11 protein-coding genes are annotated in these 13,535 nt (G+C 46.0%); 9 read left to right on the top strand and 2 right to left on the bottom strand.

Annotated features, from left to right (window positions below; all coding sequences use genetic code 11):
- The first annotated feature begins 6 nt into the window (after positions 1 to 6).
- The 8 genes from ACR1R9_RS14695 to ACR1R9_RS14660 all read left to right on the top strand — a co-directional run bounded on the left by ACR1R9_RS14695 (position 7) and on the right by ACR1R9_RS14660 (position 9,459).
- A complete protein-coding gene (locus ACR1R9_RS14695) occupies positions 7 to 1,593 on the top strand; it encodes a helix-turn-helix domain-containing protein (protein ID WP_433923315.1) in 1,587 nt (528 codons plus the stop codon).
- A 76-nt stretch (positions 1,594 to 1,669) separates the two neighbouring features.
- Positions 1,670 to 2,482, top strand: coding sequence for a phosphotransferase family protein (locus ACR1R9_RS14690; RefSeq protein ID WP_433923316.1), 813 nt, complete (start codon positions 1,670 to 1,672; stop codon positions 2,480 to 2,482).
- Between the two features lie 43 nt (positions 2,483 to 2,525).
- Positions 2,526 to 4,835, top strand: a complete 2,310-nt coding sequence (locus ACR1R9_RS14685) for a class I SAM-dependent methyltransferase (protein ID WP_433923317.1) — start codon at positions 2,526 to 2,528, stop codon at positions 4,833 to 4,835.
- A complete protein-coding gene (locus tag ACR1R9_RS14680; RefSeq protein WP_433923318.1) occupies positions 4,832 to 5,419 on the top strand; it encodes a histidine phosphatase family protein in 588 nt (195 codons plus the stop codon). Before ACR1R9_RS14685 ends, ACR1R9_RS14680 begins: the two co-directional genes overlap by 4 nt.
- Before the next feature lie 44 nt (positions 5,420 to 5,463).
- Entirely contained in the window at positions 5,464 to 6,156 is a 693-nt protein-coding gene (locus tag ACR1R9_RS14675) for a 3'-5' exonuclease (protein ID WP_433923319.1), read from the top strand.
- Positions 6,149 to 6,520: a hypothetical protein gene (locus ACR1R9_RS14670; RefSeq protein WP_099852835.1), complete on the top strand. Its 372-nt coding sequence runs from the start codon at positions 6,149 to 6,151 to the stop codon at positions 6,518 to 6,520. The genes ACR1R9_RS14675 and ACR1R9_RS14670 overlap by 8 nt, the downstream gene beginning before the upstream one ends.
- 180 nt (positions 6,521 to 6,700) lie before the next feature.
- The gene (locus tag ACR1R9_RS14665) at positions 6,701 to 7,702 is read left to right on the top strand and encodes an ABC transporter substrate-binding protein (RefSeq protein WP_433923320.1); all 1,002 of its coding nucleotides are present in this window, start codon (positions 6,701 to 6,703) and stop codon (positions 7,700 to 7,702) included.
- A 158-nt stretch (positions 7,703 to 7,860) separates the two neighbouring features.
- The gene (locus tag ACR1R9_RS14660) at positions 7,861 to 9,459 is read left to right on the top strand and encodes a helix-turn-helix domain-containing protein (RefSeq protein ID WP_433948937.1); all 1,599 of its coding nucleotides are present in this window, start codon (positions 7,861 to 7,863) and stop codon (positions 9,457 to 9,459) included.
- 210 nt (positions 9,460 to 9,669) lie between these two features.
- Here the strand turns inward: ACR1R9_RS14660 and ACR1R9_RS14655 are convergent, their stop codons facing one another.
- Together ACR1R9_RS14655 and ACR1R9_RS14650 are read right to left on the bottom strand one after the other, a co-directional pair.
- Positions 9,670 to 10,338: an SOS response-associated peptidase gene (locus ACR1R9_RS14655; protein WP_433923322.1), complete on the bottom strand. Its 669-nt coding sequence runs from the start codon at positions 10,336 to 10,338 to the stop codon at positions 9,670 to 9,672.
- A 253-nt stretch (positions 10,339 to 10,591) separates the two neighbouring features.
- On the bottom strand, positions 10,592 to 10,969 hold the full coding sequence (locus ACR1R9_RS14650) for a VOC family protein (protein ID WP_053779906.1): 378 nt from the start codon (positions 10,967 to 10,969) through the stop codon (positions 10,592 to 10,594).
- A gap of 252 nt (positions 10,970 to 11,221) precedes the next feature.
- On the opposite strand from ACR1R9_RS14650, the gene ACR1R9_RS14645 reads away from it, so the two are divergent.
- Complete coding sequence (locus ACR1R9_RS14645) at positions 11,222 to 13,492, top strand: putative PEP-binding protein (protein ID WP_433923323.1); 2,271 nt, start codon at positions 11,222 to 11,224, stop codon at positions 13,490 to 13,492.
- The last annotated feature ends 43 nt before the right edge of the window (positions 13,493 to 13,535 follow it).

The following is a 13,535-nucleotide window of genomic DNA, read 5'->3' as shown; positions in this document are numbered from 1 at the left end:
TCATATGTGAACGAAGCCAATCTAATCTATCTTTTATCTTCAGTACGTAAACGAAAGTTTCCCATGACCCGACAAGCCAAACATGTTCGGGTCCCTGTATACATATTATGCTTTATTACAGAGGGCGAAGGAGTTGTTGTACTGGATGGTGCGCTCCAGAAGGTTCGTCCTCTCCAGTTATATTTGCTTGTACCCGGCATGATTGTGGAATTCCCGGAACAAGGCAGCACGTTTGAATACTATGGCATATGGTTTGAACCGATCCGGCTTACCAAGGCCAGAGGTAGATATGAAGCATTGCCTTCCTTATCCTTATCCGGTGCACTCTCACCAGGACATATTCCCGTGCATCATCCACAACAGATCCTCCAACAGATCGTGCAGTTGTATCATCACAGTCGGCAGGAACGAAATCGGGATTCATTGAATTTGAGAATTCAGTTAGAGGAATTGATCCAGAATATTATGAAAAATGAACCGGAACAGCCGACTACCGTAATGGATGAACGGGTTGAACGCAGCATCCTTTATATGGAGCAGCACTATACGGACAAAGTAAGCATTGAACAGCTGGCTGAAGCAGCAGGTGGCATGCCGCCGGTTGCTTTTTCACGTTTGTTCCGAAGTGAAACAGGTCTGCCGCCAGTCGAGTACCTGAGCAACGTGCGTATGACCCGGGCGAAGCAGATGCTGAATACGAAGAACAGTCGAGTGAAAGAAGTCGCAGCTGCGGTTGGTTTTCGAAGTGAATTTTACTTTAGCCGCATGTTTCAGCGCATGGTGGGTGTATCCCCTACATTATATATGAAGCGAGGCAAGCTAAAGGTGGCTGTAGCATCCTCGCTCGGTTTCGACGACCATCTGAAATCAGTTGGAATCGAGCCGGTCTGTGTGGTGGATTTATTCCAGTATCCAGGACAGAGCAATGAACAGTATGCGGAACAATTGCACAGCCAACTGCTGGAATTGGAGCAGTCCAATCCAGATATGATCATTGCCGATCATTATCATACAGAGTTCAGAGAGCAGTTTAAACAAACGGCTGCGCCTGTATTTCTGGATTTCTCTGTGTGGGACTGGAAAGGAAACTTTGAGAAAATTGCCGAGTTGGTGAACCGGGAACGTGAGGCTGCGGAGATGCTGACTCGTCTGGATGTGCAGACTGAGACAACAGGCCAGACATTGCGCCGGATACTGGGCCAGGAACGGATGACCATCATGCAAGTGAGCCACCGGACGATTGGCATTCAGGGCAGGGTGAATCATCCGCTCAATGAATTGGTATACGGCGAGCTTGGTCTGCGGCCGGGTAATCAGGCTCCAGCAGAACTGTGGCGTATGGAGCTGCAACCGGAGGCCATGCCTGTATTGGAGACGGAACATTTGTTAATTCATCATCATCATATTCTCGCCGGTAGTGACAAAATGTATGACCAGTTGACCAGAACGGCAGCATGGCCCCAGATTCCGGCGGTGAAGGATGGAAAAGTTAAGCGTATTCCCAATTGGTTTGTAATGAGCTGGACTCCACTGGGGAGACAACGAATCATGAATGAATTGATGGCAGCCGTGGGTGAACATCAACAGCGATAAACAGCACTGAATTAGTAGTGTTTCAACAGGGATCGTACTGCAATAGGTAGTCTACTCATGTCAGGGAGAGTGAAGAATGAGACGGATTGGGCAAGGAAGAACGGCTGAGATCTATGAGTACCCATCAAATCAGATTATGAAATTATACCATGCGGATTTTTCAACCGAAGCTGTCCAGAATGAGTTTCGAATTACCGAGGCGGTATTCCAAAAGGGCCTACCTGTGCCACAGGCAAGATTGTATATGGATGATGAATCGCGTAAAGGGATTATATTTGAACGGATTGAAGGCAACACGATGTTATCCCTCATGATTCAGGAGCCCGTGTTGATCGAAGAACTATCGCGTCAAATGGCAGTCTGTCATCATAGCCTTCACGCCCAACAGGATGATGAAGGAGCACTCCCCACACAAAAGCAGATTCTTACTGGCGCCATTCGCAATACCTCTCTATTGTCGGAAGAAGATAAGGTGCAGGTTATCAATTATATGTCGTCGCTTCCGGAGCGAAAGCAAATTTGTCATGGCGACTTTCATCCCGATAATGTCATGTTAAATGAAATGAGAGATCAATATTGGGTTATAGACTGGATGACAGGCATGTCGGGTGATCCAGCGGGTGATGTGGCACGAAGCTGGGTAATATTAATGAGCGGCACGTTGCCGGAGGATACAGACCCGGCTGTTCATAAGGGATTTGAATTGGCTCGCAATGTAATGCTGGATCATTATATCCAACATTACATCCAGATTTCCGGGATATCTCGCCAGGAGCTGGATGCCTGGATTTTGCCTGTCGCGGCTGCACGTCTAGACGAGAGGTTACCTGCAGTGGAAGCGGATCAGTTAATTAAGCTTGTGCAGGATCGTATTCGTCTGCTGAAATGACATATTTAGTGTAACTAATAAGGATAACGAGGTGAAGAAATTCATGCTGAACGCATTAAAGGCCATACAATCTTACAAGTCAGGCCATCTCCCGGAGGGGGAGCAGCCACTGTGGCTACAGCTGCTGGCAGCGGCAGAGCAGCCGAATATTAACCTGGAACGCATTCATTCTATAGCTGAACTGGAAGGCACGAATCCGGTACTGGATTACGTAGAACGTACACTCCTGGTGCTGGAGCAACTTCAGGTTTCTTTTTGGATGCGAGAAATTCTGGAGGATGTGTTGGTCTGGTCGGAAACGGCCAAGGCAGGATCACCGAAACAGCGGCGAAAATGGCAGAAACAGGGGGTTAACCTGTTCGTGCACAATGTGGGTTCAGCACAGGTATATGACATGTACGGAAGTGTTGGACATTTGCATGGCAAGCAAGGCCATCGTGAGGAGGAACATTCATCTCGATCAGAATCCTCACGTGATTTATCAAATGATGATCCAAGCGGTAGTACACAAATTGCGCAAACTGCATATGGTTCACCCACACCTCGGCATGAAATCATTCGTACCCTTATTGCCACACACGGACTTATTGGTCAGTACATAAGAGGAGAAATTCCATTTGCCGAAAATGCCCCACTGCACTCGTTCATAACGCAAGGGTGGCTGACCGCAAATGAAATGCAGGCCATCCTGATCGCATTAAATGAATGTATCATTGCTGGTGTTGATCCAGCGTTGTGGAATCAAGTTCAGGCTGAAGTGCAGCGTATCGTAGGTTGGATTATTACAAAGCCGGATCATACAGACTGGAATGTGAAGGAGCGGCTGTCACGCTTACGGAGCTCATCTATACGTCAGGGAGAAGCGATGGATGAAGCATATGCGAAACTTCAAGCTCAGCTTGAGATAGAGAAACTTCTCGCTCCTCTGGCTCATCGGACCTTATGGTATGTGGAGTCAGCGATGCATGATTTTTCGTTGCAGGAGATGGTTAAGATCTTCCTTTTGACGCTGCACAGTGAAGCTATGGTGTTATCTGTAGATGATTTGACGATGAACAGCACAGGCATAGGCAGAGTAACCGAAGAAGAAGGAGTGGGCTTGAACTCGACTTCGCAGGAGCAACAAGGGGATATGGTAAGGCATATCAGCTTCGAACCATTAATGAACACGATGTATTACGATTATAAAGGTGTCAAGAAACTGAATGTTTACAAGAAACGAATGATTGAAAAGTATTTGGAGCAATATTCGTGGGAGCAGATTGAAGCAGGTGAGACGATTACTTACCCCCATCTGACACATCGGATTGAGCGGCACCCGGATTTGCGGGATACGGTATTTGTGACATTTGAATTTTCCCCGGCGGCCGAGAAGCTAATTGCATTTTGTATTGAAGCAGAAAAGTCTCCGTTATACGAAAAGGCTGTGCTGTTGTTATTTGACCTATTTGGACTCCGTCGGGATGCGTATGATCGGTTCCATAATGAAGAGACGTATCTGGCCGACATGAATAGCTCAGGTGATTACAAGAAAGTACTGCTGGATTACATGGTTGGCAAACGTGTGCTCGATATCGGTCCCGGCGGTGGAATATTACTCGATCTGATTGAGCAGGAACGACCTGAGATGGAACCAATCGGCATTGATATTTCAGCGAATGTTATTGAGGCGTTGGAGCGCAAAAAGCAGCGGGAGGCACATCGCTGGCAAGTATTGAAGGGAGATGCTCTCCAACTGGATCAATACGTGCAGCCAGGTACGGTGGATACGGTTATTTTTTCATCCATTCTGCATGAACTGTATTCGTATATTGAACGTGACGGACGAAGATTTAACAGGGATACGGTCGTTGCTGCGCTAAGAAGTTCATTTAACGTGTTATCCCCCGGGGGCCGAATTCTGATCAGGGATGGCATCATGACTGAACCCGAAGCGCAGAAGCGTCGAATTCGTTTCCTTGAACCGGATGGGATGCGATGGCTGGAGCGGTATACGCAGGATTTCCAGGGACGCAGCATTGAATTCGAGCGAATCTCTGAGGACGAAGCGCTGCTGGATATCAACGATGCGATGGAATTTCTGTACACCTATACATGGGGCGAAGAAGCATATGTCCATGAGATTCAGGAACAATTCGGCATATTTACCCCATCGGCATATGAGCAAAGTATTCGCGAAGCGCTGGGTGAGCAAGCCGAGATTATTACATTAAGACACTTTCTTCAAGAAGGATATACGGAGGCGCTTGGAGAACGAATTATATTTATGGATGAAAAGGGTCAACCTGCACCTTTGCCAGACAGCACCTGCCTGATTGTGATTGAAAAGAAGAAAGGAATGGCGGACAGATGACGAATGAAGCCAACACGGCTTTATATTTTGTAAGGCATGCGGAATCTGAATATATGGAAGAGCAGGAACGTGAGCGAGGTCTGACGGAACAAGGAAAAAGGGATGCGGCGACCGTCGCGGGTCTGCTCCACCGGGAGCAGATACAATCGTTTTATTCCAGCCCGTATAGACGGGCCGTGGATACGATTCAGGGGTTGGCTGAAGTGTCAGGTGGCATAGTGATCACCGAAGAGGATTTACGTGAGCGTGAGCTATCAGGTCCTGAAGTGAAGCATGAACATTTTCGGGAAGCCAAACAAAGGCTCTATGATGATCCTGCATTCGCTTATTCAGGTGGAGAATCCGGCGAAGTCGCTGGGGCGCGGGCAATTGCTGTTATACAGCGAATTCTGGATAGGCATCCGGGACAAAAAATAGTGATTGGCACCCATGGGGATATCATGACGTTGATTCTCAATTATTTTGATTCGTCCTACGGTTATGACTTCTGGGCAAATACAACGATGCCGGACATCTACAAGCTGGAGTTTGATCGTGAAGGTAGGTTGGTTCAGGTAACACGATTGTGGGAAGAACAGGTTTAGTCCTTTGAAATATGCGTTCTATAGATGAAAAAGGGGAGAGTCGAATGAAGATTACGTTTATGCCGGATACGTACACTGTTGAAGAGCTAAAAGTCTCTCACTTGCAAGATAGGATGTACTGCATATTTGATCTAGAGGGCACAGGGATTAATCCGGCAGAGGAGAGTGTGACCCAATTTGGGGCAATGAACTACAAAAAAGGAGAATCATTAGATTCATCGTTCACTTCACTTGCATGTGCCACTAAACCGATTCCGGAAGCGGTCGCGAAGTTAACGGGTATTTCAAATGAGGATATGATCCAGGCTCCCTCATTTGCAGAAGCATACCAGGCTTTTCTGGAATTCATCGGTGATAAGGTATTAGTAACGCAGGCGGGTTATGAGTATGATTTGCCCATATTGAAACGACATTGTGATTTGAATGGGCTGATGATGTTTTCCAATCCGGTGTTGGATACAAAAGCGATGTTCACATATATTCATCCTGAAATCTCCGAGGTTATGTCTACCGATTTCCTGATCCAGTATTATGACCTGAATACAGACGGAATTCACAGGCACCATGCCTTGGCCGATTGTGGTGTGATTGCTCGTATATTTGAACATGTCCTGAACGAATATCAGGCTCTTGCATTGGATCACTTTACTGCGGATGGGAAACATGAGATGAAGCGTTTTGTAATTCCCGAGATGTATTTAACAGCACCGATTGGAGGAGGGTACCCAGATGAGTAGAGTGGATGCGGATAAATTGCTTGCTGATATGAATAAGGGACGGATTCTTAGTCAACAGACATTCGAAGGACTGGATGTGGAAGCCTATCTGGATCAACGGGATGCTTCCGAATTTGCCGATGAGTGGATGCAGGCATTTGAACGGTTTGCTCAGTCTGACGTCGTGGAAGAAGAAGTGCTTCGTGCAAGCAGGGAATTGGCTTTCAAACGAACGATTGCTCTTGCGGGCGATCCTGAACTGGCCGGATATGTCAGTGATGATATTGGATTGATTGGCGCTGCCCTGTTACAGGACGAAATGCAAGATTCATTTGTTATGCAATTACTTGAACGTTATCAACAAGGTACATTGCCCCTGCGTTAAGCGGGGGTGACGGTTGTATATTCTTTTCGTTTGTATAAAAAAATAGCTGCGAATGTGTATTGTGAGTTTTGCACAGCATAAGGTACAATTCATCTAAGCATTGAGTGAGAATGATAATCATTATTCGTAAAACATGTTCTCACCGATACAACAACAGATTACATAGGGGTGAAGGGTATCATGGTAAGCTTCAGTAAAGGCTTCAAAGGGTGGACGATCATACTGCTACTCATAGTGGTAGTTATATCGGGGTGTAGTGCAAATTCTGAGTCAAAAGCAGAAGAGGCTCCTGCATCTGAGACAGCGGTTTCGGATGGCAGTACATCTGAAACAACAGAAACAGAAGCAGAGACACGTGTCGTTCAGGATGAATTCGGTGATGTGACGATCCCGGTGCATCCACAGCGGATTGCTGGTATTTATGTGGAAGATTATCTCAAGGCTCTCGATATCACACCTGTAGTACAGTGGTATAATCCGATGTGGGGTGTGCAGGAATATCTGGATCTGGATGTGCCTCAATTCGATACTACAGGTAGCATTGAGGCTTTGTTGGAGTATGATCCGGATCTCATCATTGTGGATGGCGGAGCGGACATGGAGAAATATGAGATGTATTCAAAGGTGGCACCGACGTATCGTCTGTCTGAAGATATTTTGCAGGATTCCAATCAAATCTTGACGACTATTGCCGATGTTGTCGGTAAACCGGACAAGGGTAAAGAAGTTGTTGCGGCATTTGATGCCAAGATTGCAGATGCTAAGGCGAAACTTCAGGAAGCCGTAGGAGATGAGACCGTAGCGGTTGTCCGATTGAATATCAGCAATAATACATTGGCATTGTTCGGTGTAAAAAATCGATTTACCGGATTTCTTTATTCGGAGCTTGGTCTAACACCTCATCCTCTGGTCGCCAAGATGGAAGAATATCAGGAAATTCTGTCCGAAGAGGCTTTTCCAGAGCTTGATGCGGATCATATTATTGTATTTCCATCCAATGGAGAGTGGTCATCTCCAGAGAACAAGGAAGCTTTGAAGGTGCTGGATAGCAAGTTGTGGAAATCTCTCCCGGCAGTCAAAAACAACCATGTGTACATGATGGAAAGATCGTATTGGCAATCAGGTGCGATTACGGCAAACACGATGAAGATTGATGATCTCTTGCAAAAAATGACGCCATAATCCCTTTTCCATAAGAAAGTTCTTCCCTCAGGGTTGAAGAGCTTTCTTTTTTCGTTTACACTATTGTAAATGATAACAATTCTCAATTAAGGAAGATGAATATGTGTCCCACGATTGTACAACTGATTCCCAAGCCCTGGTTATGCTTGATTCAACATATGAAATACATGGATTATAACCAAGTCGATATCGCCAACAGGCAGACATACAACAAGACATCATCACACGCTCTTTTCGTAGTGACGGGTGGGCAAGGCTCAATAGACTCTTTGGACAATAGGCACACTCGTCTGGAAAAAGGGATGATTATGTTTGTTCCAGCTGGACGTACCATTGTGATTGAAGGCTCCTGTGAGCTGCAATATTATAAAATTGAGCTGATGGTAGCTGAGGTGAAAGAAGATAAGGCCAGTAGGTTGAGTATAACAGGTGAAACGGTGCAACACGAGCCGCCAGCCTTTATATCAGATCCAGATCGGTTGCCTCTTATTGAACTGAATTATAGTCCATGGAGTTCCTGTCTGAAATCGTTGGAACAGATATTGCATGGGCTGACTGCTCAAGACTGGTTGGACCAATGGGAGATACAACTGCGTTTTCAGGAGTGGTTCCGTGTGCTGCTTCGACAAAATGATCCCGAGATTGAATCGTCGGATGACCGTGCACGGCTTCAAAGCTCGATTCGTTATATTCGCGAACACTATGATCAGCCCATAACGGTTGACGATCTGGCAGCAGAGATCCGGCTTACCAGATCCAGTTATACCCGACAATTCAAGGAGATTACAGGCAAGCTTCCGCTTGATTATGTAAATGCTGTACGATTGGAGCATTCCAAACTGCTGTTACAGATGACCGATGATCGCTTGCATGATATTGCACAGAATGTGGGATTTAATAACGAATATTATTTTGGTCGCCGATTCAAGCAATATACAGGTGTTTCACCAGGATTATATCGGCGACATCACCGTCAAGAGGTGCGTGTGTTTGCTCCGTATCTGGAGGACTTTGTTCTTGCCCTTGGAATAAAACCGATACTGCAAACTTCCCATCGTTCTTGGGGAAGACAGCAATATTTAGGGTTGGAAGATGTTCCTGATTTTGATGTTACTCAGCTGGACATAGGGTTTAATGAGACGAATGTACCTGAATTTATTATGCTGAACAACGGATACCAACGCTGGAATCTGGAGCGGTTTGAGCAAATAGCCCCGACATTTTATATGGAGCACGAGGGAGAGGATTGGCGTTCCATTTTGAAATCGACAGCAGATATATTGGGGAAAGTAAATCGGGTTCAGGATGTAATAGGTGCCTATGAGGATAAAGCCGTTGAGGCCAAGGGACAGTTGGCACGTCATGCGCGGGGACAAACGGTAGCTCTTTTACGTATTACGTCATCTGAAATTATACTCTACGGGAACCAATATGGTTACGTAGGACCGGTATTGTATCAAGATCTCGGATTGACCCCGCATTTTCGTGTACAGCAATGGGCGAGTCAAAGTAGAAGAGTCGGTATTGGGCTTGAGCAGCTGAGTCAGCTTGAAGCAGATCATCTCTTTATTACATTTGACAATATGGATTCTGCCTATCCCGGAGAGGAACGGAAGCTCCTGGAAAGAGATGAGTGGAGACGGCTGCCTGCAGTGATAAGCGGTCATGTATATGAGGTGGATTTTATGACCTGGATGAATTATGGTGTCATCTCCCACGGAAAGAAAATCGACGATATACTGCAGTATTTGGGATGAATTAGGCAACACGGGAGGACTAAATTAATTCAAAAAATCACGAGGAAAATCACATTCTCTGCTAAATCTCACAATTGAATTATACTTGAGTAATCGTATACAATCGTTGACATGGCTGAGAATATGGAATCCTTAGAGCTTAATGATATATCTCTATTAATTCATTACATAAAGGAGCAGAGGGGATAACCTCGCTGCTCCTTTTTATTCTTAACTGACCTCTTTGATCAATTCCTCGTTATTATTTCGCACATTACCTACTGCAGAATCCACCTTGTATGCTATCATTTCATCGGCCTCATGCGGGCTGAGAAGCCTCAGAACGCTTTCCTTGTCCGATTCCTTGTTTAGCCAATCTGCTTCATCTTGCGGCCGGAGAATGACTGGCATACGATCGTGGATGTCCGCCATAAGATTGTTAGGTTCCGTAGTAATGATAGTGCAAGTTGAAAGCTTGTTACCTTCTGGATCAATCCAAGTATCGTATAGACCAGCAAGCGAGAAGATGGAGGCATCTTTCATTAAAATCCGCATGGGTTGCTTTACGGATCCATCCTTTTTCCATTCATAAAATCCCGAGCATGGGATAATACAACGCTTGGAACTGATCAGGCGCTTAAAGGCAGGTTTCTCTGTGAGGGTCTCTGCACGGGCGTTAATCATTTTATTTCCTATTTTTTCATCCTTGGCCCAATTAGGAACTAAACCCCATCGGAGCGCCCCCAATCGATTACCGTCTTTGCTACCGATAATTGTCGGGATGAATTGCATAGGTGCAGCGTTGTAATTAGGTTTGTACTCATATCCTTCAGCAATAGAAGCATAGTACCTGTCCATAATTTTTTCGATTGGATCTGTAATCGTGAATCTTCCGCACATATCGAAGCCTCCTTTAAAACGCTATAGTATGTAATTTAACTCAAATATTTAACGTTAGAAACGGGTAATATGTGGAGTTGTATATCCAATTAAAAATAAATATGCAAAAAATCACGTGGAATTACTGCGCAACAACATGGGAAAACAGCAACGTATGCAGGCAGGTTTGCATATGAGCAAAATATATAGAAAAAAGCCTGTTCACTACTGAACGGGCTTTTTGATGTGGTATTACTCAGGTGATCCAGGAGATTTAATTTTTCTCCATAACAGCAAAGTAATTGTTTTCGTCATCTGCAAAGTTGAATACTCTTCCGCCAGGCATCGTTACAATCTCGCCAACCGTAACTTGTTTATTGGATAAGTGAGTGTATAGTTGATCCAAGTTATCTGTGAAAAGCATGAGAGATGGTGTGCCAAGGTTTAATTCAGGGGACATTTTGGCAACGAATTCTTTGTCGTGCAGGATAATGGTGGTTTGAGCATCCTTCACAGGGGCAATCTCGATCCAGCGCATGCCATTCCCATTGACTTCGTTAACGATATGGAAACCTGCTTTTTCCGTCCAAAATTGAAGAGCCTTATCCTGATCGTTTACATACAACATAATTTGCCCGACTTGAGTAAACATTGATTTACACTCCTTATATACGTAGTTGATCATGGTTGAAGCAGGTATGCGTTTGAATGTAGCTTTTTTAGATTGAGTCAAGCTTTATATTACCATATACGAGCGCCCAACATACAACTTCAATTCAAGCACAAAAAGAGGAAGCAAATGTCCTTGACTGCCGTATTGCGACATACCATTAGATAAAGGACAATTCGAGTGATTGAATTGCCTTTTAAGCACAGCCATGTAATGGCAGATGGGAGCGCTGTAATGACAAAACGGGTAGTTCTATTGGAAGAAGGTACGGCAGAGATGAAAGGGCTGATGGGTAGTAAAGGGGCTGGACTTGCGGCGTTGCTCCAGGCAGGTTGGCCCGTTCCGGCCGGATTCATTGTAACAAAGGAAGGCTGTCGCACGTTCTGTACCCGTCTTGCACATCTTTCAGCTGAAGGAGCCCAAGAGATTGGCAGCGCAATTCAGCATCTTGAGAAGCATTCCGGCAAAATCTTCGGTGATTCCTCAGCACCGCTGCTGCTTGCCGTCCGGTCAAGTGAAACGTGTCCCCGTGGTACAGCATCCCATGCTTTGCTTCATGTAGGACTGAATGATGTGACCGTGGAGGGTTTCGCAAGGCAAACGAATGATCGTCCGTATGCCCTTAATTGTTATCGAATTTTATTGCAGGATTATGGTCAACTGGTGCACGACATTCCGTATGCCCTATTTGAAGAAAAATGGGGAGACATCTCGATACTCGATGAAGCGAAGTTAGCATTCGCCATCGCGGAATATAAACGCTTAATAGAAGAGAAAGGACGTCATCCTTTCCCTCAAGATGTTCAGTTACAACTAAAAGAAGTGATGCGTGCAGTTTCTGATTCACAGCATGTTATACGGTCCAACTCCCAACAAGAACTTCTTCGTAATCCTTCTCTTTTCTCCGATGAAACTCAAGGAGCAGCTGTTCTTATACAGGTGATGGTCAATGGCGAGCGTGGTGACCGCAGCGGGTTCGGAACGGTATATTCTCGTCATCCAGGTACAGGGGAACGAGGTATGACAGGGGATTACGTTTCAATTGCTGCTTCTCGGCCTTCGAATGAAGGACTGGATCAACTGCGGAGTGAAGAGTCTGAACTGTATGGTCTTTTGCAGGACGCTTGCGGTTATCTGGAGTCTCACACGAGAGAGGTACAGGAAGTCCAATTTGTTGTGGATACTGGGACCCTGTATCTTGTGGAAATCAGTGAAGCGAGGTTAACCTCACAGGCGACGCTGAGGAGTACTGTAGATCTCGTGGATGAAGGGGTAATCACCAAAGAGGATGCCATATTACGTATCCAGCCTTGGCATGTGAAGGAATTGCTGAAATTATCTCCAACTTTATCACCAGAGCTGCAGCTTCTACTTGAATGGGCAGATGAAATGAAGGGGCTTACAATACTTTCGAATGTGGATCATCCCAAGGACGCCGTGAAGGCCCGTGCGTTAGGGGCTGAGGGCATTGGATTGTGTCGGACAGAACAACTGTTGGTGTCTGCTTCGAGATTTCCTTTTGTACAGAAAATGATTCTGGCAGACAGCGAAGCTGAGCGCAAACGCGGACTGGAACGTCTGTTGCCGATGCAGCAGGCTGATTTTGAACAACTCTTCGAAGCGATGGATGGTTATCCGGTAACCATTCGATTGCTTGATCCGCCGCTGCATGAGCTGCTGCCTGATATTGAAAGGTTAAACGAACGACGTGAACAGTTGGCTCTCAGTGCATTGGAGGAAAACAGCACTGAGGTGCAGGAGCTTGAGCGTGTCATTCGCAGGGTGCTGGAATTACATGAACAATATCCGTTGCTAGGGCAGCAGGACTGTCGACTGGGAACCGTGTTCCCGGAAATCTACGATATGCAGCTTGAAGCCATTTTTCGTGCAGCCGTGAAGGGCATTCGCCAAGGGCAGTGGGTACGGCCTGAGATCATGATTCCTTTGGTGGGTCATGCCAATGAACTTCAGGTCATGAGAGATCTGGTGGATCATGTAGCGGACCAGGTGCTTGGAGAGGAGAAGCGTCACTGTCTCTACAGAGTGGGGGCACGGATTGAAGTTCCTCGAGCGGCACTGACCGCAGCTCCTATTGCGCGTCATGCGGACTTCTTCTCGTTTGGCACCGATGAGCTGACACAGATGACGTTTGGTTACAGCCGTCACAATACGGAGAAGCCATTCCTTCATTTTGTTGAGCCACAGCGCTCACTGCCCAGCAATCCATTTCAGGTACTGGATATCGACGGAGTGGGGCAGTTGGTGGAGATGGCTCTCGTTCAGGGTCGAATCCGGAAACCTCATCTAAAAGCAGGCATCTGTGGTGAGAATGCAGCTGATCCGGCATCCATTGCTTTTTGTCACCGTATTGGTCTGGATTATGTAAGCTGTCTGCCAGAACAGGTACCGCTTGCTCGTATTGCTGCCGCTCAGGCAGCACTCCTTGCTCAGAAGCAGGACCCAAATGTGAACAGGCAGGACGGCGATATATCGACGATTGCGTAATGTTTCTGGTAAGCGATTAATGAGGTAATTGGATCGGCAGATG

Origin of the sequence: Paenibacillus taichungensis (assembly GCF_050994985.1) — a bacterium.
GTDB lineage: Bacteria > Bacillota > Bacilli > Paenibacillales > Paenibacillaceae > Paenibacillus > Paenibacillus taichungensis.
This window is presented reverse-complemented; position numbering and strand designations above follow the sequence as displayed.

What these genes read in the sequence shown, in the direction of transcription:
- ACR1R9_RS14670 (WP_099852835.1), top strand. Translation starts at nt 6,149, where the DNA reads ATGAGTAGAGTGGATGCGGATAAATTGCTTGCTGATATGAATAAGGGA.
- ACR1R9_RS14655 (WP_433923322.1), bottom strand. Translation starts at nt 10,338, where the DNA reads ATGTGCGGAAGATTCACGATTACAGATCCAATCGAAAAAATTATGGAC.
- ACR1R9_RS14660 (WP_433948937.1), top strand. Translation starts at nt 7,861, where the DNA reads ATGAAATACATGGATTATAACCAAGTCGATATCGCCAACAGGCAGACA.
- ACR1R9_RS14645 (WP_433923323.1), top strand. Translation starts at nt 11,222, where the DNA reads ATGACAAAACGGGTAGTTCTATTGGAAGAAGGTACGGCAGAGATGAAA.
- ACR1R9_RS14685 (WP_433923317.1), top strand. Translation starts at nt 2,526, where the DNA reads ATGCTGAACGCATTAAAGGCCATACAATCTTACAAGTCAGGCCATCTC.
- ACR1R9_RS14675 (WP_433923319.1), top strand. Translation starts at nt 5,464, where the DNA reads ATGAAGATTACGTTTATGCCGGATACGTACACTGTTGAAGAGCTAAAA.
- ACR1R9_RS14665 (WP_433923320.1), top strand. Translation starts at nt 6,701, where the DNA reads ATGGTAAGCTTCAGTAAAGGCTTCAAAGGGTGGACGATCATACTGCTA.
- ACR1R9_RS14680 (WP_433923318.1), top strand. Translation starts at nt 4,832, where the DNA reads ATGACGAATGAAGCCAACACGGCTTTATATTTTGTAAGGCATGCGGAA.
- ACR1R9_RS14650 (WP_053779906.1), bottom strand. Translation starts at nt 10,969, where the DNA reads ATGTTTACTCAAGTCGGGCAAATTATGTTGTATGTAAACGATCAGGAT.
- ACR1R9_RS14690 (WP_433923316.1), top strand. Translation starts at nt 1,670, where the DNA reads ATGAGACGGATTGGGCAAGGAAGAACGGCTGAGATCTATGAGTACCCA.